Annotated in this window: 19 protein-coding genes; 8 read left to right on the top strand and 11 right to left on the bottom strand. The window is 63.5% G+C overall.

Annotated features, from left to right (window positions below):
- Positions 1-3 precede the first annotated feature (3 nt).
- Together ACP2YP_RS31245 and ACP2YP_RS31240 are read left to right on the top strand one after the other, a co-directional pair.
- Entirely contained in the window at positions 4-1,569 is a 1,566-nt protein-coding gene (locus tag ACP2YP_RS31245) for an SUMF1/EgtB/PvdO family nonheme iron enzyme (protein WP_426420058.1), read from the top strand.
- 31 nt (positions 1,570-1,600) lie between these two features.
- Positions 1,601-2,044, top strand: coding sequence for a DUF4399 domain-containing protein (locus tag ACP2YP_RS31240; RefSeq protein ID WP_426420057.1), 444 nt, complete (start codon positions 1,601-1,603; stop codon positions 2,042-2,044).
- 15 nt (positions 2,045-2,059) lie between these two features.
- Here ACP2YP_RS31240 and ACP2YP_RS31235 read toward each other — a convergent pair whose 3' ends face one another.
- The 10 genes from ACP2YP_RS31235 to pqqA form a co-directional block, all read right to left on the bottom strand.
- Positions 2,060-3,115 carry a 2-oxoacid:ferredoxin oxidoreductase subunit beta gene (locus tag ACP2YP_RS31235; RefSeq protein ID WP_426420056.1) on the bottom strand — a complete coding sequence of 352 codons (1,056 nt, stop codon included), beginning with the start codon at positions 3,113-3,115 and terminating at the stop codon, positions 2,060-2,062.
- A 172-nt stretch (positions 3,116-3,287) separates the two neighbouring features.
- Complete coding sequence (locus ACP2YP_RS31230) at positions 3,288-5,135, bottom strand: 2-oxoacid:acceptor oxidoreductase subunit alpha (protein ID WP_426420055.1); 1,848 nt, start codon at positions 5,133-5,135, stop codon at positions 3,288-3,290.
- Entirely contained in the window at positions 5,105-6,904 is a 1,800-nt protein-coding gene (locus ACP2YP_RS31225; RefSeq protein WP_426420054.1) for an FAD-dependent oxidoreductase, read from the bottom strand. The genes ACP2YP_RS31230 and ACP2YP_RS31225 overlap by 31 nt, the downstream gene beginning before the upstream one ends.
- 238 nt (positions 6,905-7,142) lie before the next feature.
- Entirely contained in the window at positions 7,143-7,820 is a 678-nt protein-coding gene (locus ACP2YP_RS31220; protein WP_426420053.1) for a hypothetical protein, read from the bottom strand.
- A gap of 25 nt (positions 7,821-7,845) precedes the next feature.
- Positions 7,846-8,832 carry a prolyl aminopeptidase gene (pip, locus tag ACP2YP_RS31215; RefSeq protein WP_426420052.1) on the bottom strand — a complete coding sequence of 329 codons (987 nt, stop codon included), beginning with the start codon at positions 8,830-8,832 and terminating at the stop codon, positions 7,846-7,848.
- Positions 8,822-10,015 carry a pyrroloquinoline quinone biosynthesis protein PqqE gene (pqqE, locus tag ACP2YP_RS31210; RefSeq protein WP_426420051.1) on the bottom strand — a complete coding sequence of 398 codons (1,194 nt, stop codon included), beginning with the start codon at positions 10,013-10,015 and terminating at the stop codon, positions 8,822-8,824. The genes pip and pqqE overlap by 11 nt, the downstream gene beginning before the upstream one ends.
- Entirely contained in the window at positions 10,012-10,323 is a 312-nt protein-coding gene (pqqD, locus tag ACP2YP_RS31205; RefSeq protein WP_426420050.1) for a pyrroloquinoline quinone biosynthesis peptide chaperone PqqD, read from the bottom strand. The genes pqqE and pqqD overlap by 4 nt, the downstream gene beginning before the upstream one ends.
- Before the next feature lie 24 nt (positions 10,324-10,347).
- Positions 10,348-11,103 (bottom strand): pyrroloquinoline-quinone synthase PqqC, encoded by a 756-nt coding sequence (gene pqqC / locus ACP2YP_RS31200; RefSeq protein ID WP_426426321.1) that lies wholly within the window; start codon positions 11,101-11,103, stop codon positions 10,348-10,350.
- Between the two features lie 20 nt (positions 11,104-11,123).
- Entirely contained in the window at positions 11,124-12,053 is a 930-nt protein-coding gene (gene pqqB / locus ACP2YP_RS31195; RefSeq protein ID WP_426420049.1) for a pyrroloquinoline quinone biosynthesis protein PqqB, read from the bottom strand.
- Between the two features lie 119 nt (positions 12,054-12,172).
- A complete protein-coding gene (pqqA, locus tag ACP2YP_RS31190) occupies positions 12,173-12,253 on the bottom strand; it encodes a pyrroloquinoline quinone precursor peptide PqqA (RefSeq protein WP_007595659.1) in 81 nt (26 codons plus the stop codon).
- Positions 12,254-12,503: 250 nt separating this feature from the next.
- On the opposite strand from pqqA, the gene ACP2YP_RS31185 reads away from it, so the two are divergent.
- From ACP2YP_RS31185 to ACP2YP_RS31160, 6 genes are all read left to right on the top strand, one after another.
- Complete coding sequence (locus ACP2YP_RS31185; RefSeq protein ID WP_254133528.1) at positions 12,504-12,761, top strand: DUF6894 family protein; 258 nt, start codon at positions 12,504-12,506, stop codon at positions 12,759-12,761.
- 80 nt (positions 12,762-12,841) lie between these two features.
- A complete protein-coding gene (locus ACP2YP_RS31180) occupies positions 12,842-14,242 on the top strand; it encodes an amidase family protein (protein WP_426420048.1) in 1,401 nt (466 codons plus the stop codon).
- Positions 14,243-14,244: 2 nt separating this feature from the next.
- Complete coding sequence (locus ACP2YP_RS31175; protein ID WP_426420047.1) at positions 14,245-14,721, top strand: glutathione peroxidase; 477 nt, start codon at positions 14,245-14,247, stop codon at positions 14,719-14,721.
- On the top strand, positions 14,718-14,975 hold the full coding sequence (locus ACP2YP_RS31170; RefSeq protein WP_426420046.1) for a DUF3297 family protein: 258 nt from the start codon (positions 14,718-14,720) through the stop codon (positions 14,973-14,975). Before ACP2YP_RS31175 ends, ACP2YP_RS31170 begins: the two co-directional genes overlap by 4 nt.
- Positions 14,976-15,162: 187 nt before the next feature.
- Positions 15,163-16,332: a D(-)-tartrate dehydratase gene (tarD, locus tag ACP2YP_RS31165; protein WP_426420045.1), complete on the top strand. Its 1,170-nt coding sequence runs from the start codon at positions 15,163-15,165 to the stop codon at positions 16,330-16,332.
- A 203-nt stretch (positions 16,333-16,535) separates the two neighbouring features.
- Complete coding sequence (locus ACP2YP_RS31160) at positions 16,536-16,823, top strand: GIY-YIG nuclease family protein (RefSeq protein ID WP_426420044.1); 288 nt, start codon at positions 16,536-16,538, stop codon at positions 16,821-16,823.
- Positions 16,824-16,976: 153 nt separating this feature from the next.
- On the opposite strand, the gene ACP2YP_RS31155 is transcribed toward ACP2YP_RS31160, so the two are convergent.
- Positions 16,977-18,326: a malonyl-CoA decarboxylase gene (locus tag ACP2YP_RS31155; RefSeq protein ID WP_426420043.1), complete on the bottom strand. Its 1,350-nt coding sequence runs from the start codon at positions 18,324-18,326 to the stop codon at positions 16,977-16,979.
- Positions 18,327-18,504: the final 178 nt, after the last annotated feature.

The raw sequence follows: 18,504 nt of genomic DNA, 5'->3' as shown, positions 1-18,504 counted from the left end.
GCAATGGGCGAAATTCGCAACTTCAGATCCGGAAATCACGATGAGCCGCCTCCACACGGCCCGATGCCGCGTCGTCTTGCGGCGATCATCGTCGGTGACATCGCTTCCTACAGTCGCCTGATGCAGGCCGACGAGGAAGGCACGCATGTCCGCGTCAAGCGGATCGAGCGGGATCTCATCCAGCCCAGCATCGTCGAGCACCATGGAGCGCTGGTGAAGACCACCGGCGACGGCTTCATCGCGATATTCGACAGTCCCGTCGAGGCCGTTCGCTGCAGCATCGTCATCCAGCAGAATCTCGTCGGCCGTAACGCCGCGCTCGCAAAGCCGTCGCGGATCGAATACCGGATTGGCGTCAATCTCGGCGACGTCATCGTGGAGCCGGACGATATCTACGGCGACGGCGTCAACATCGCCACGCGCCTCGAGGGTATCGCTGAACCCGGTCAGGTCTACATCTCCGGCGCGATCTACGAGCAGATCAAGCACAAGGTCGTGTGCGGTTACGAGTCGCTCGGGGATCGCAAGGTCAAGAACATTACCGATCCGGTGCGCGTCTATCGCGTGCTGCCGGACGCAGATGCGCTCGGGAGGACGCGAGGTCGGCGCGAGAATATCCTGATCTTTCTCCTGAGCATCACGCTGCTCGTGATTGCCTCCGGCGTGCTGTGGTATCTGCTGGCGCAGCCGCCGGGCAAGGGGCGCGAGCAGGCTGTCGCGCCGACGGCTGCTCCGGTCGCATCGCCGAGCCCGCAATCTCCGCCGCGCGAAGCCGCGACGCAAACGCCACAGCCGTCTCCCTCGGTGGCGTCGGCATCTCCATCACCTGCTCCGGCGCTAAATCAGGGATCAAGCCAAACCCCAACTCAAACCCCAAGCCCAACGGCGCCGCCGCTTCGCGAATCTGAGATGATCGCCATTCGCGGCGGCAGCTTTGCCATGGGAAGCAATGACGACCCGACCGAACGGCCCGTTCACCAGGTCACGATCAAGCCGTTCTCGATCGGCAAATATCCGGTGACGGTGCACGAATGGAACGAATGCGCGGCCGCAAAGGCATGCGGCTTCACGGCCGTCGGAAAAGACGATGCGCCGATCAGCAATGTGAGCTGGACCGACGCACAACAATATGTGGCCTATCTCGCGCAGGCGACCAAGAAGCCTTATCGACTTCCGAGCGAAGCTGAATGGGAGTACGCCGCGCGCGGCGGAACGCAGACCAAATATTGGTGGGGCGACAAGCTCCAGCCGGGCATGGCGGGGTGCAAGGATTGCGGAGACCTTGCGGCCGAGCAGCCGGCGAAGGTCGGCAGCTTCAAGCCGAATCCGTTCGGCCTCTACGATATGGGTGGCAGTATCGATCAGTGGGTCGAGGATTGCTGGCGCAAAAACTATCAGGGCGCAACCGGTGACGGCTCGGCATGGAGCGGCGGGGATTGCGCGTCGCATGTCCTGCGCTCGGGCTCCTGGAAGAACGATTCGAGATATGTGAGGCCGTCCAATCGCGATGGCTACGACACCAATGTCCGCTATCCGACGCACGGCTTCCGCGTCGCGCTCAGTCCTTGAGCACAGTCCATTGAGTGCAGGAGTTGGTTTGATGCAAATCATTCGCTGCATCGCGCTGTCGGCGGTGCTCGTATTGCTTCCCGGCGCCGCCTTTTCGCAAGGCAAGTCCGCTCCCAAGGACGCAAAGCTCTATTTCATCACTCCGCATGACGGGCAGAGGGTTCGCGGTACCTTCCTGGTCCGGTTCGGCTTGCGTAACATGGGTGTTACCCATGCCGGCGACGACTATCAGAACTCCGGTCATCATCATCTGCTGATCGACGTCAACGATCCCATCGATCCCAAGGAGCCGATCCTGCAGGACAAGTCGCATCTGCATTTCGGGGCAGGGCAGACCGAGACCCAGCTCGAGCTACCGCCGGGGACCCACACGCTCCAGCTGGTGCTGGGCGATGCGAAGCACTATCCGTTCGAGCCGCCCGTCGTGTCGGAGAAGATCTCCGTACGCGTCAGGCCGCCCGCTTCGGCGCGGTAGAGCGTTGGCGAGAGATCACCGCAGGCTGGCGTTGAACTTGTCCAGCGCCGCCGAGCCCGGGCAGAGCGTGTCGGCTTCCAGCGAATTGAGCGGCGTCTCGACCGTGTTGAGATGGCTGTGCAGATCTTCCGCATCGGGATCGACGTAAAGCAGCCCGGTGACGATCTGGCCCTTGGCGGCGTGCCTCGCGAGGAAGGTCTGGGCACCGAGCCGGTCATGCGGATCGTAGTCGGCATCAATCTTGCGCAATGCGATCTTGCTGCCATCGTGCTGCTCGACCACCTGCACCGTGCCCGGCGCATAATCGACCGCGATCGGATCGCGGCCGACCAGCACGTCGAGCCGGTTCACGGCGTCGTTGTGCTCGCGGACATAGTCAAAGCTCTTGGTCGAGCCCGCGTGGTTGTTGAAGGCGATGCAGGGGCTGATGACGTCGATGAAGGACGCGCCCTTGTGGCCGATCGCAGCCGCGATCAGCGGCACGAGCTGGCTCTTGTCGCCGGAGAACGAGCGCGCCACGAAGGTCGCACCGAGCTGCAGCGCGATTGCGACCAGGTCGATGGCGTTGTCGGTGTTGGTCACGCCCTTCTTCGACTTCGAGCCGCGGTCGGCGGTGGCCGAGAACTGGCCCTTGGTCAGGCCGTAGACGCCGTTGTTCTCGACGATATAGGTCATGTTGACGCCGCGCCGGATCGAATGCGCGAACTGGCCGAAGCCGATCGAGGCGGAATCACCATCGCCGGAGACACCGAGATAGATCAGGTCGCGGTTGGCGAGATTGGCGCCGGTCAGCACGCTGGGCATGCGGCCGTGCACGGAGTTGAAGCCGTGCGAATTGCCGAGGAAGTAGTCCGGCGTCTTCGACGAACAGCCGATGCCGGAGATCTTTGCCACCCGGTGCGGCTCGATCGAGAGCTCGTAGCAGGCCTCGATGATCGACGCGGTGATCGAATCGTGGCCGCAGCCGGCGCACAGCGTCGAGATCTTGCCCTCGTAATCGCGATGGGTGTAGCCGAGCTCGTTCTTCTTGAGCCCGGGATGATGGAATTTCGGTTTTGCGATGTAGGTCATGACCGTCTCTCTCCACTCCCTCTCCCCGCCCTTCGCGGGGAGAGGGTTGGGGTGAGGGGCTCTTTCGACGAGCTCGACTCGTGGAGAGTCCCCCTCACCCGGATTGCTGCGCAATCCGACCTCTCCCCGCACGCGGGGAGAGGTGATTGCATCCGATCCTTGCGATTTGCCATCATGACACGGCCTTGCGGAGCGGGGTCACCTTGAGGTGATCCTGGTGGTCGCCAATGGCTTTTGCGATATAGCGGGCGGTGATCGGGGTGCCGTCATAATGCACGATCGGCACGAGGCGGACGGGATCGATGCCGTTCTCGTTGACGATGAGCTGACGGAGCTGGCTGTCGCGGTTCTGCTCGACCACGTAGACGAAGTCGTGCTCGGCGAGGAAGCTCGCCACGCTGGAGTGGAACGGGAAGGCGCGGATGCGCAGGCGGTCGAGCTGGTGCCCGCGCGTCTCCAGCAGGCCAATCGCCTCGTCCATTGCCGGCGAGGTCGAGCCGAAATAGATCACGCCATATTTGGTCGGCCGTTCCGCATTGGCCTGGAGCGGCCGCGGCACGAGGTCCTGCGCGGTCTCGAACTTGCGCACGAGCCGCTGCATGTTGTCGGCATAGACCGAGCCTTCCTCGGAGTAGCGCGCATAGCGATCACGTGACGTGCCGCGGGTAAAATAGGAGCCCTTGGTCGGGTGCGTGCCGGGATAGGTGCGGTAGGGGATGCCGTCGCCGTCGACGTCGAGATAGCGGCCGAAGTCGCGGCCCTCGTCCAGCATCTCGGTAGTCATCACCTTGCCGCGGTCATACTGCTTGGAATCGTCCCACTTCAGCGGACGGCAGAGCCGGTGGTTCATGCCGATGTCGAGATCGAGCATCAGGAAGATCGTGGTCTGCAAGCGCTCGGCGAGATCGAAGGCGGCGGCTGCGAACTCGAAGGCCTCGGCCGGGTCTTCCGGGAACAGCAGCACATGCTTGGTGTCGCCATGCGAGGCATAGGCGCAGGCGATGATGTCGCATTGCTGGGTGCGGGTCGGCATGCCCGTGGAGGGGCCGGCGCGCTGGATGTTCATGATCACGGCCGGGATCTCGGCAAAATACGAGAGGCCGATGAACTCGGTCATCAAGGAGATGCCGGGGCCGGAGGTCGCGGTGAACGCGCGCGCGCCGTTCCAGGACGCGCCAATGACGATACCGATGGAGGCCAGCTCGTCCTCGCCCTGCACGATCGCGTATTTCGCCTTGCCGGTCTCCGGATCGTGCCGGTACTTCTTGCAGTGGGCAGTAAAGGCTTCCGCCACCGACGAGGACGGCGTGATCGGATACCACGCGCACACCGTCGCACCGCCATAGACGGCACCGAGCGCGGCGGCGCTGTTGCCTTCGATGAAGATGCGGTCGCCGACCTTGTCGGACTTCTTCACCCGCAGCCCGATCGGGCATTTCAGGTTTTGCAGCGCCCAGTCGCGGCCCAGATGCAGCGCATGGACGTTAGAGGACAAGAGCTTCTCCTTGCCCTTGTACTGCTCGCCGATCAGCTGCTCGATCAGCTTCGGGTCCATGTCGAGCAGCGCCGAGAGGCTGCCTAAATAGATGATGTTCTTGAACAGCTGGCGCTGGCGCGGATCGGTGTAGGTCGAGTTGGTGATCGCGGTGAGCGGCACGCCGATCACGGTGATGTCGTCGCGGAATTTGGTCGACGGCATCGGCTTGGTGGAATCGTAGAACAGGTAGCCGCCGGGCTCGATGCCGGCGACGTCCTTGTCCCAGGTCTGTGGATTCATTGCCACCATCAGGTCGACGCCGCCGCGGGCGCCGAGATGGCCGTCTTCGGTGACCCGCACCTCATACCAGGTCGGCAGGCCCTGGATGTTGGAGGGGAAGATGTTGCGCGGGGACACCGGTACGCCATGGCGCAGGATCGCACGTGCGAACATTTCGTTGGCGCTGGCCGAGCCCGAGCCGTTGACGTTGGCGAAACGGACGACGAAGTCGTTTACGCTGCTGATCGGCTTTTTGTCGGACATGTCGAACCTGCGTAAGTCATCTCGATGAAATATTTCTGCATGTCCCAGGCACCGGTGGGACAACGCTCGGCGCACAGCCCGCAATGCAGGCAGACGTCCTCGTCCTTGACCATCACGCGTCCGGTCTTCAGACCAGACGAGACGTAGAGGTCCTGGTCCGGATGCGGTGAGGGCGCCTTCAGGCGATGGCGCAGATCGTCTTCCTCGCCATTGTCAGTGAAAGTGATGCAGTCCATCGGGCAGATGTCGACGCAGGCATCGCACTCGATGCAGAGCGAGGTCGAGAACACGGTCTGCACGTCGCAGTTCAGGCAACGCTCGGCTTCCCCGAGCGCCAGCTTGACGTCGTAGCCAAGCTCGACCTCGGTGCGGATGTCCTTCAGCGCGATCACCTTGTCGCGATGCGGCACCTTGAAGCGCTTGTCGTTGGAGATGTCGTTGTCATAGCTCCATTCGTGGATGCCCATCTTCTGCGAGGAGACATGCACCTCCGGCAGCGGCCGCTCGGTGATGTCCTCGCCCGAGAGCAGCTTGTGGATCGACAGCGCGGCGTCATGGCCCTGCGCCACCGCCCAGATGATGTTCTTGGGACCGAATGCGGCGTCGCCGCCGAAAAAGACCTTGGGATTGGTCGAGACAAAAGTCTTCGGATCGACCTTGGGCATGTGCCATTTGTCGAACTCGATGCCGCAATCCTGCTCGATCCAGGGGAAGGCGTTCTCCTGGCCGACCGCGACCAGCACGTCGTCGCATTCGATGGTCTGGTCCGGCTCGCCTGACGGGACGAGATTGCGGCGGCCCTTGGCATCGTATTCGGCCTTCACCTTCTGGAAGGTGATTCCGGTGAGCTTGCCGTTGTCGTGGATGAACGAGACGGGGACGAGGAAGTTGAGGATCGGGATGTCCTCGTGGATCGCGTCCTCCTTCTCCCAGGGCGAGGCCTTCATCTCCTCGAAGCCGGAGCGCACGATCACCCTGACGTCCTCACCGCCGAGGCGGCGCGCGGTGCGGCAGCAATCCATCGCGGTGTTGCCGCCGCCCAGCACGATCACGCGCTTGCCGATCTTGTCGGTGTGGCCGAACGACACGGACGAGAGCCAGTCGATGCCGATATGGATGTTGGCGGCCGCTTCCTTGCGGCCCGGAATATCGAGCTCGCGACCGCGCGGCGCGCCGGAGCCGACGAAGATCGCGTCGTATTTCTCCGCGAGCAGAGCCTTCATGCTCTCGATGCGGTGGCCGCCTTTGAAATCGACACCGAGACCCAGGATGTAGCCGGTCTCCTCGTCGATGACGGAATTGGGCAGGCGGAATTTCGGGATCTGGGTCCGCATCATGCCGCCGGCTTCGGGATCGCCGTCGAACACGGTGCAGTGATAGCCGAGCGGCGCGAGATCGCGCGCCACCGTCAGCGAGGCGGGACCGCCCCCGACGAACGCGACGCGCTTGCCGTTCTTGGCAACGGGATGCGGCAGGCGCTGCCTGATATCATCCTTGAAGTCGGCGGCGACGCGCTTGAGGCGGCAGATCGCCACCGGCGTTTCCTCGACGCGTCCGCGGCGGCACGCCGGCTCGCATGGACGATCGCAGGTGCGTCCCAGAATTCCGGGAAACACGTTCGATTTCCAATTGATCATGTAGGCGTCGCTGTAGCGGCCTTGTGCGATCAATCGGATGTATTCGGGAACCGGGGTGTGCGCAGGACAGGCCCACTGGCAATCGACCACTTTGTGAAAGTAGTCGGGGGCCGCGATATCGGTCGGTTTCATTCCTACCCTGTCCGCACAGGCCCAAAGACCCCCGCGGCCTTTTCTTGAGCTTGGCGAACGCTTAACACGCGTCGATCTGGTTTCTGAATGACGTCATTGGGTTAGCTTATTAGAACCGCTCCGAAGTACAACGGCAAAGTTTCGCGCTTCCGCTCTTTCATGGGAGCTGCGCGCAGACAGCATTAACAGCATACGCAGCCGATGCGGCGGTGCAATATGTTGCGATGCGGACAATGCTTCAGCTGCCCGCGATATCGCTCTTCGCGAGGTCCCACATCAGCGCATAGGTGCCGACGGAGACAGGCAGCGGGAACGGCGCGGCCGCAGGGCCAGTGAAACGCTCGGCGATGACGGCCGAGACCGCGCCGACATGCGTGCCGTCGATCAGCACGAACCAGTCGCGCGCGCCTTCGTTGCGCACCGCTGGAATCTCCGCCGTTGCGCCCGACAATTCCGGCTCGCTCTCGAGCAGATGCATCGAGATGATGCCTTCGCGATCCCACGGCGCCAGCTTTTCTTGCAGTGCATCACGCCACGCGCCGGCGTCGTCGGCTGTGGGGCGCAACCGCACGAGGCCGAGCGCCGCGCCACGGCCGGTGCCCTTGCTGACGGTGATGCGCGCGACCACGCGCAGCATGTTCTTGAAATGCGCCATGGTTCGCCGCGACCATTCGGTCTGGTTGGCGAGCCGCGCCCGGTAGGCAGGGCTGTCGAGCACGTCGAGCGTCGCGGTCGAATACAGCGAGAGATATTTGGGATCGGCGGCGTGCGCGACATAGCGCCGCGCTTCCAGGAAACCCCCGATCGCGACGCGCTCTTCCAGATGCTCGCGATCGTACCAGCGATTGAAATCGGCTTCATCTGCTGCATCGATGTTCATCGACGTCAGCAGCATGCCTGTCCCGGCGAGCGGCATTTTCTTGTTGTCCTTTTTTCGCGCGTTAGCGCGCGGCCTTCGACGCGAGGTCGGCGATCGACTTCATGACCGCATCCCTGACGCCGGCATCATAGAGCGAATGCCCGGCTTCTTCCACGATCCGAATCTCGGAACCCGGCCAAACTTTCGAGAGCGCTTGAGATGTCTCAGGAGGGCACAACAGATCGTAGCGGCCCTGCACGATGATGCCGGGAATGCCGGCGAGCCGGCTGGCGTTTCGCAACAACTGGTCTTCGCTCATGAAGGAATTGTTGACGAAATAATGCGCTTCCATGAACGGTGTCGCCGGCAATGTGCGCCAGACGTTCAACGAGGCCAGGTCGATGCGTGTCTTGGCCGCCTTGTGCTCCGACAAAGCGCGTTCGGTGTCATGCCAGGCGCGCGAGGCGGGTCCATGCACGGTGGGATCGGCATCGAGGATACGGCGATAATAGGCGTCCACCGGGCGCGCACGCTCCTCCGGCGGCAGCACGCTGAGAAAATCCTCGTGCAGCGCCGGATAGAATTGTGCTAGGCGCGAGGTAAAAGCGGTCTCGACCTCTGCCCGTGTGCCCAGAAATGTCGCGCGCAGCGCGATGCCGGAGACGCGCTCGGGGTGGGCCTGCGCGTAAGCGAGCGCCAGCGTCGCGCCCCAGGAGCCGCCGACCACCATCCAACGGTCGAAGCCGAACTTTTCGCGGATCTTTTCCATGTCCGCGATCAGATGCGCGGTCGTGTTGTGCTCGCGCGAGCCCTTGGGCCGGCTGCGGCCGCAGCCGCGCTGGTCGAACAGCACGGCATGGAAACGGTCAGGATCAAAGAGCCGGCGATGATCGGGCTGGCAGCCGCTGCCGGGCCCGCCATGCAGATAGATGGCGGGGATGCCCTCAGTGCGGCCGACGCTCTCGACATAGAGCTCGTGGCCGTCACCGACGTCGAGCATGTCGGAGGTCAGCGGTGCAAAGGGATCGGCCCGTCTGGCCGATGCGGCCGCGTCGGCGTCAGGCACCATTCTCGGATTCCAGAGTGCCGCCCGCGAAGTTGCGGTACACGAAGCGGTTGGTCTCGCCCTCGGCCTCGCGCTCGGCCTGCTTGAAGATGGTCTCGTGCTGCGGCGACAGCGCGCAGGCCGGGTCGGTATTGGCGGCATCGCCCGTCAGCGCAAAGGCCTGGCAGCGGCAGCCGCCGAAATCAATCTCGCGGAACTCGCACGTCTTGCACGGCTCCTTCATCCAGCCGGTGCCGCGATAGCGGTTAAAGGCGTCGGAGTTCTGCCAGATCCAGGCGATCGAATGGTTGGAGCGCACGGATTCGAAGTCGAGGCCGGTGATGCTTTCGGCGGCGTGGCAGGGCAGCACCTTGCCGGCGGGCGAGATGTTGAAGAACTGCCGGCCCCAGCCGCCCATGCACTTCTTCGGCCGCAACGCGTAATAGTCAGGCACGACGTAGTCGATCGCAAGCGTACCCTTGAGCCGCTCGCGCGCCTCCTCGACGAGACGGGTGCATTCGTCGAGCTGGGCGACCGTCGGCATCAGCGCGGCGCGGTTCTTCAGCGCCCAGCCGTAATATTGCACATTGGCGACTTCGAGCCGGTCGGCGTCGAGATCAATCGACATCTGGATGATATCAGGGAGCTGGTGCAGGTTCTGCCGGTGCATCACCGCGTTCACGGTGAGCGGCAAGTCGAGCTCGCGCGTCCACTTTGCCACCTCGAGCTTCTTGCGATGGCCATTCTTGTAGCCGGCGACGCGATCGGCAAGACCTTCTTCGACGCCCTGGAAAGAGATCTGCACGTGGCAGAGGCCGGCGTCGGCCAGCTCGCCGAGCCGTTCACGCGTCAGCAACACGGCCGAGGTGATCAGATTGGTGTAGAGGCCGACGTCGTTGGCGTGCTTGACCAACTCGACGAGATCCTTGCGTGCCGTCGGCTCGCCGCCAGAGAAATGCACCTGGAGCACGCCGATCTCGGCGAGCTCGCTCAAGACCTTCTTCCATTCGTCCGTGGTCAGCTCCTTGCCCGAACGGTCGAGCTCCACGGGGTTGGAGCAGTACGGGCATTGCAGCGGGCAACGATGGGTGATCTCGAGCAGCACGGCGAGCGGAATGCCATACGTCTCTGCGGTCGAGCGGCTCTTCTCCAGCACCGCGAGACTGTCGCTGGCATCAGGCGGAATGATCGGGAGCACATCGCTCATGGCGTCTTCTCCCGGGCTTCGGTGAGAAAGCCCTTGTCGGCGAGATCCTGCAGCATGACCATGACGTCGGCGAGGATCGCCTCGCGCGGCGCTGCGTATTTCGCCGCCAGCTGATCGGACACATCGCCGACACTGCGCTTGCCGTCGCAGAGCTGCAAGACCTCGACCGCGATTTCGTCGGGCGCCAGCACGCGTTCCGGCGCCAGGATCACCCAGACCTGTCGCGTCTCGTCAAATTTCAGCCTGGCATGCCGCGGCAGCACGGGGCGGCTTGCCTCGCTGACGCTGATGTTCCGCGGCCCGGCCATTGCTATTCCTCTTAACTCGCCTTTTTAGTTTTCTTTGGGCACGAACGCGCCCGGCGGAATGTTGCCCTCGACATAGGCGTGCTGGAGCGCATCGAGCTGCACCCACAGCACGTTGGTCTTGAAGATCAGCGCGTTGCACACCTGCGCGCGCTGCTCCGGCGTCGTAGCGTGCGCCTTGACGTAGTCGAGCGCAAAGCCGGCATCGCGCGGCGCCTGCGCGAGGCGGCGCTTGAAGTAGCTCATGATATCAGGATTGACGAAGTCGTAGTGCTCCAGCATGCCGGAGATGCGTTCCTCGTGCAGGTTCGGCGCGAACAGCTCGGTGAGCGAGGACGCGATCGCCTCCAGCGGGCTTTTTTCACGGCAGTAGTGCACGTAAGCCTCCACCGCAAAGCGCGTCGCCGGCAGGATGCCTTCGGTCGATTCCACATAGGCCGTGTCGAGACCGAGGCCTTCGGTCAGCTTGAGCCAGCGCTCGATGCCGCCCTCGGAGCCGACGTCACCGTCATGGTCCTCGATGCGGTGGCGCCATTCCAGCCGCGTGGCGCGGTCGCGGAAGCGCGAGATCACCACCGCGTCCTTGATCGGGATCGTGCTCTGGTAATAGTAGCGGTTCAGCGCCCAGGCCTGCACCTGGCCCTTGTTGAGCTTGCCGCCGTGCAGCAGCTTATGGAACGGATGCAGGCTGTGATAGCGCGTAGCCCCAATATGGCGCAGCGTCGCCTCCAGCTCATCGGCGCTAGTGAGCCTGATATCCCTGCCCACAGAGAGCGCACTCATTCCAGTCATGGACGCGGCATTCACAGCACGATCTCCGTTCCGTCGGCGGGTATCTGCCATCCCGCTTCTTCAGCGGCCTCGCGCTCGGGGGAAGCGGGCAGCAGCGCCGGGTTCGAGTTATTGATATGCAGAAACATCTTCCTGTCGATAGTGAGATCGGCCAGCCGTGCGATCGCGCCGTCGTCGCCGGACATCGCGACATGGCCCATGCTCCTGCCGGTCTTGTGGCCGAGGCCAGCCCTGATCATCTCGTCGTCCTGCCAGACCGTGCCGTCGAAGAACACCAGCGCGGCGCCATCGATCTCGGTCTTGAGCGCGTCGGTGACCTCGGCGCAGGCGGCGATGAAGTAAAAGCACTTGCCGGTGGACCTGTCGGTGATCTTCAGCCCCAGCGTATCGCCGTCGCCGCTCTCGCCGCCGGGATGCGCCTTGCCTTCGAGATACCAAGCCGATTTGCCCGGCACCGCGAAGGCCAGCACTTCGAGGCCTGAACGCGCGCCATCGGGCAATCTTGGCTCGAAGGGCTCGCTGATCCCGATCGCCTGGCGCTTGACGTTCTTGTCGTTCAGCACGTTGAAGATGCTGTTGCTGGCCAGGATCGCCAGCACCTTCTCATGCGCATAGACCGTGAAGGGCGAGCCCTCGCGCATCGACAGCAGGCCCGCGACCGCGTCGACTTCGCTGTTGGTCAGGATCACGCCTGCAACAGGCGTATGGCGCAGCGCGCCGGCCTTGGGATGCAGCTGCGGCGTGGCATTCAATTGCTGGCGAAGGTCGGGCGAGGCGTTGATCAGGAACCAATGCTCGCCGTCGCCGCTGAAGGCAACCGAAGCCTGGGTTCGATAAAGCTCATGGCCGTAGATGCGCGCCGCCCGGCAGCCCTCGCAACCGCAATTCCATTGCGGGACTCCGCCGCCGGCCCCGGCGCCCAGGACGACGACGCGAAGCATGATCCGTCTCCTGGAAAACAACGTCGCCAGGTGGATCCTAGGCCAACACAGTTTCCATCATTCGGAAACCGATCGTGAGCGAAAGACCCACCTGCGCAAAGCGCGTACTCACCAACCGCTTACTTGCGGGTGGCGCTCACATACATGTTGATTTCCATGCCGCAGGGCACTTCGACGATTTTGGGGGCTTTCCAGGCCATTTTGGCTCTCCATTCTTGCGATTTCGGACGTTTACGCCCGAGGGCTAAGTTACTGCTCGCGCAAAAGTTCGCCAGTGAAATTTTCCCGAGAGCGACATGTTGCGCCGCGAAAAAATACCCGTGGAACGCCACTTTCTGGCGATGCAGCCTTGCGCTTGGCGCATTCGGTCGCGAACCCTGTCCTGATAAAGCAGTTGTGAGTGCAGTGCAGCTTTCAATCCGGTACAGGCGCCTCTAGCTGGATCTCGTGATGCCCAAATATTTCTTCAACACCCGTATCGGCGATGAATTGATCGTGGATCCCGACGGCGAGGATCTGCGCAATCCTGATCGCGCCTGGGAGGTCGCCCGCCAGATGATCCTGGAGGTGGTGAAATCTGAGGGCGCCCAGCCGGCGCTGATGGAGGCGGTCATCGAGGTGACCGACGTCGAGGGGGAGATCGTGCTGGAATTCCCCTTCACCGAGGCGCTGCTGGATATGCCCGACCAGTCGGCGACGAGGCACTAACCCGCTCTTCCACCCTGCGAAATCCGCATGGCTTTGCCGCGTGCCCGGCGCTAAAAGACGCCGGTCATACGGAGCACGTCATGCAAGATCTCTGGCGCCTGTCGGCCGCCGACCTCGCCACCCTTGTCAGGTCCAAAAAGGTGTCCGCCCGGGAGGCGGCCAAGGCTGGCCTCGATCGCCTGGACGCCGTCAATCCCACGCTCAACGCCGTGATCGACCACCGGCCCGAGGACGTGCTCAAGCAGGCTGACGCCGTCGATGCCGCCATTGCCAGGGGCGAGGACCCCGGCATGCTCGCCGGCGTGCCCGTCACCATCAAGGCCAATGTCGACCAGGAAGGCTTTGCCACCACCAACGGCTTAAAACTCCAGCGCGACCTGATTGCGCGCGAGGACAATCCGGTGGTCGCCAATTTCCGCAAAGCCGGCGCGGTTCTCCTTGGGCGCACCAATTGTCCGGCCTTCTCCTATCGCTGGTTCACCACCAATCTGGTCCATGGCGACACCAAGAACCCGCGCGACGCCTCGTTGACCCCGGGCGGCTCGTCCGGCGGCGCCGGCTCGGCGGTTGCGGCCGGCATCGGCCACATCGCCCACGGTACCGACATCGCCGGCTCGATCCGCTATCCCGCCTATGCCTGCGGCGTGCACGGCCTGCGCCCGACGCTCGGTCGCATCCCCGCCTTCAATCCGGCGCTGCCGGAGCGCCCGATCGGGCCGCAGATCATGGCGGTGTCGGGTCCGCTGGCGCGCACCGTGAACGATCTGCGGATCTCGCTCGCCGCGATGTCGGCGCGCGACGTGCGCGATCCCTGGTATGTGCCGGTGCCGCTGGAAGGTCCGGCAGTGCCGAAGCGCGCTGCGCTGTGCCTCAACCCGGATGGTCTTGCGACCACGCCGGAGGTAAAGGCAGCCGTGACCGACGCCGGCAAGCGCCTCGAGCGCGCCGGCTGGACCGTCGAAATGATCGAGAATACTCCGCCGATGCGTGAAGCCGTCGCGTGGCAGCGCAAGCTCTGGCTCGGCGATGCCTACGAGGCGCAGCTGGAAATGGCCGAGCGCGAGGGCGATCCGGGCGCGCTGGCCTGCCTGCACGGCAACCGCGCCAAGGTCACGCCGATGGACCAGGCGAATTACGCGCAGGCGCTGACCCGCCGCGCCACGCTGACCCGCGACTGGATGCTGTTCTTCGAGAAATATGCCGTCGCGCTGACGCCGGTCTCCGGCGAGCTGCCGTTCCCCGATCATCTCGACCGCAAGGACGCCGCATCCTTCGAGCGCGTCTGGGAGGCGCAGCTGCCACAGATCGCGACGCCCTTCATGGGCCTGCCGGGCCTCGTGGTCTCGACCGGCTTCGTCGGCAAGGCGCCGGTCGGCGTGCAGATCGTCTCCGGCCGCTATCGCGAGGATCTGTGTCTGCTCGCAGGCGAAGCGATCGAGGCGGGCGGCGTGCCGCCGTCGCCGATCGACCCCGTGGGTTAGCGATGCCTGCGATCTACGACTTCAAGGCCAATTCGCTTGCCGGCGACGAAGTGCCGATGCGCCAGTTCGAAGGACAGGTGCTGCTGATCGTCAACACTGCGAGCAAATGCGGCTTCACGCCGCAATATCGCGGGCTGGAGGATCTGCACCGCGATCTCGCGCCGCGCGGCTTCTCGGTGCTCGGCTTTCCCTGCAACCAGTTCGGCGCGCAGGAGCCGGGGCAGGCAGCCGAGATCCAGACGTTCTGCTCGACCAATTACGACGTCACCTTTCCCCTGTTCGAGAAGATCGACGTCAACGGCGCCCACGCGCATCCCTTGTATGACTACCTGAAACGCCAGCAATCCGGCCTGTTGGGCGCCTCCATCAAATGGAATTTCACCAAATTCCTGGTGGACCGTGCCGGCCACGTCATCGCGCGCTACGCGCCGACCGCGCGGCCGGAAGGATTGCGGCAGAAGATCGAGACCCTGTTATGAGCGAGACAATCATGAGCGACGAATTTCCGGACCGCCTGTCGGTCGACCCCAACAGTCCCTATTACAACGCCGACATCCTGTCGCGCGACGTCGGCATCCGCTTCAAGGGTGTCGAGAAGACCAATGTCGAGGAGTACTGCATCAGCGAAGGCTGGGTCCGCGTCGCCGCCGGCAATGCCAAGGACCGCTACGGCAATCCGCTGACCATCAAGGTGCATGGGACTGTGGAGCCGTATTTCAGGGATAAGAAGTAAGTACTGTCACTGTGAGGAGCGAGCTCAGCTATTAGTCCCTCATCCTGAGGAGCGCGGAACGCGCGTCTCGAAGGATGAAGGCCCGGCCAGTGGCCTCGCCCTTCGAGACGCCTGCTTTGCAGGCTCCTCAGGGTGAGGGTCTTCTGGATCGCTTCGCTCGCAATGACGAAAGTGAAAGGCCAAGCCCATGTCCGTCCGCATCGTCGACGTCCGCGAGATCACAAAGCCGATCTCGTCCCCAATCCGTAACGCCTATATCGACTTCACCAAGATGACGACGAGCCTCGTTGCCGTCGTCACTGACGTCATGCGCGACGGCAAGCGCGTCGTCGGCTACGGCTTCAATTCCAACGGCCGCTACGGCCAGGGCGGCCTGATCCGCGAGCGCTTTGCCTCGCGCATTCTCGAAGCCGATCCGAAGTCGCTGCTCAACGCCGCCGGTGACAATCTCGACCCCGATAAAATCTGGGGTGCGATGATGACCAACGAGAAGCCGGGCGGCCATGGCGAGCGCTCGGTCGCGGTCGGCACCATCGACATGGCGGTGTGGGATGCGGTGGCGAAGATCGCCGGCAAGCCGTTGTTTCGCTTGCTGGCTGAACGTCACGGCGTCACAGCCAATCCGCGCGTCTTCGTCTACGCCGCCGGCGGTTACTACTATCCCGGCAAGGATCTCTCGATGCTGCGCGGCGAGATGCGCGGCTATCTCGATCGCGGCTACAACGTCGTGAAGATGAAGATCGGCGGCGCGCCGATCGAGGAAGACCGCACCCGCATCGAGGCGGTGCTGAAGGAGATCGGCAAGGACGCGCGGCTCGCTGTCGACGCCAACGGCCGCTTCAATCTGGAGACCGGCATCGCCTACGCCAAGATGCTGCGCGATTATCCGCTGTTCTGGTACGAGGAAGTCGGCGATCCCCTCGACTACGCGCTGCAGGCCGCACTTGCAGAGTTCTATCCCGGCCCGATGGCCACAGGCGAAAACCTGTTCAGCCACCAGGACGCCCGCAACCTGATCCGCTACGGCGGCATGCGTCCCGATCGCGACTGGCTGCAATTCGACTGCGCGCTGTCCTACGGCCTGTGCGAATATCAGCGCACGCTGGACGTGCTGAAGACCTACGGCTGGTCACCCAGCCGCTGCATCCCGCACGGCGGCCACCAGATGTCGCTCAACATCGCAGCCGGCTTAGGCTTAGGCGGCAACGAAAGCTACCCCGACCTTTTCCAGCCCTACGGCGGCTTCCCCGACGGTATCAGCGTCGAAAACGGCCACATCACCATGCCGGATCTTCCGGGCATCGGGTTCGAAGGCAAGTCCGATCTCTACAAGGAGATGAAGGCTCTGGCGGAGTAGGCGGGGCTGGGGTCCGTCATTGCGAGCGCAGCGAAGCAATCCAGAATCTTTCCGCGGCGGCAGTCTGGATTGCTTCGTCGCTTCGCTCCTCGCAATGACGACGTGGCCAGAGCTTCGCAACTGTTCGCCGCTGTCGCAGGCGTTGCTCGCAATCATCTTCTGGTTGTGATATCGTGAAAGCTGACTTTCAGCCGAGCACGATCATGAAGCAGCCCTGCGTTTACATGTTCGCCAATCGCCGCAATGGGACGATCTACACAGGCGTCACCTCGAATCCGCCGCGCCGCGCGTTCGAGCATCGCGAGGGGTTGGTGAAAGGATTCTCAACGAAGCACGGCTGCAAGCTCCTCGTCTGGTACGAGCTGCACGCGACCTTGACCGACGCGATTACGCGCGAGAAGCAGATCAAGGGCGGCAGCCGGGCAAAGAAGCTGGCTTTGATCGAGAGCGTCAATCCGGACTGGATGGATTTGTACGAGACGCTGATCTGATTGCTTCGCGTGTGGTGACGGCGAGACGCAGGCCGCCGCCACATTCTCCGTCATTGCGAGCGCAGCGAAGCAATCCAGAATCTTTCCGCGGAGACAGACTGGATTGCTTCGTCGCAAGGGCTCCTCGCAATGACGACGTGGCGTGAGCAGGGGCTACGACAACCGCATATCCAGCAACCGCCGTCCTTCGCCCTTGAGCAGTTTCTTCACCGCGCTCGAGGCCACGACCTCGCCGTCATTGGCATAGGCTTCGTGGTTCTTCTCGATGTCGTCGAGGCGGTAGAGGTAGTTCACCATCACGCCGGCGGACTCTCGTACGCCCTTGGGCGAGAGGTCGCCGAGCCAGTTGATGCGCTCCAGCCGGGCGCCGTTGCCGAGGTGGAAGCGGGCGACGGAATCGATCAGGCGGCCCTTCGGCGTGCGCGCCTTCAGGAAGTAGTGGGCCACGAGCGGCTCGATCACGCTGCGCAGCTGCGCGGTCGTCTCGGGATTCTCATACCATTTGGGATCATCGAGGCGCTTCAGGATCTCGCGATCCTCGTCCGACAGCGGCAGGTCCGTGTCCTGCTTGACCCACTCCATGAAGCCCGGCACCGGCGACAGCGTCACGAAGGTGTCAAGCTTCGGCGTTTCGCGGCGCAGCTCCTCGACCACCTGCTTGATCAGGAAGCTGCCGAAGGAGATGCCGCCAAGGCCGCGCTGGGTGTTGGAGATCGAATAGAACACGGCGGTGCGCGTCTTCTCGATCGGAAGGTGCTGGCGATCCACCGCGAGCAGCGGCGCGATCGCACCGGGAATGGTCTCGGTCAGCGCCACCTCGACGAAGATCAGCGGCTCGTCGACCATCGCGGGATGGAAGAAGGCGTAGCAGCGGCGATCGACCGGATCGATGCGGCGGCGCAGATCGTCCCAGTCGGAGATCTCGTGCACGGCTTCGTATCGAATGATCTTTTCGAGGATGTTGGCCGGGGTCGACCAGTCAATCCGGCGCAGCACGAGAAACCCCCTGTTGAACCACGACGAGAGAAGATGCGAGACGTCGCGGTCGAGCGCGGCGAGATCGGTGTGTCCGTTCATCATCCCGAGCAGGTCGGCACGCATGGCAACGAGATCGCTGGTGCCGCCCGGCGCGCGGTTGAGGCGGCGGATCAGTTCCTGCCGTCGTGGCTCTGAGGCGAAGTGAAGGGCGCTGGCGTCCTCGTCGGCCGGCTGGGCGCGCCATTTTTCGATCGCCTGGGCCAGACGTTCCCGGTCCGGGCCGAAATCGCGCACCAGTGCCTCGAAGAAGGCGCAGCGTCCTGCCGCATCAAGCTCCTGGTAGACGTCGAGCACTTCTCGCGCCATGGCTGTGCCGGAGGCTTCGCCCCGGCCCGACAGCAGCGCGCCGCAGAGCTCGATCAGCCCGTCGGCATCCTGTTTGGTATCGACAGAATCGCGGCGCAACAGCGTGCGGCCGCGCTCGGAAATGGTGGCGAGCAGGTCGGAGAAGAAGGCGTTAGCCATCTGGGCCTTTCGAAACCGGGTTTGTGCGGCGCGGAAGCTTACACGGGATTTAGGTGGAAGCCGATCACAATCAAGCAGGGGATTTGGCAACTTTCGCTGGGCCATGCGTCCCAAAGAAAGCTGCCATGTCCCGCGATGGCGGGGCGTCCGGTACCCGCAGCCCGTCGGTGGCGGCGCC

Origin of the sequence: Bradyrhizobium genosp. A, assembly GCF_049949275.1 — a bacterium.
Taxonomy (GTDB): domain Bacteria; phylum Pseudomonadota; class Alphaproteobacteria; order Rhizobiales; family Xanthobacteraceae; genus Bradyrhizobium.
Note: the sequence above shows the minus strand (reverse complement) of the source record. Positions and strands in the feature narration are given on the sequence as shown.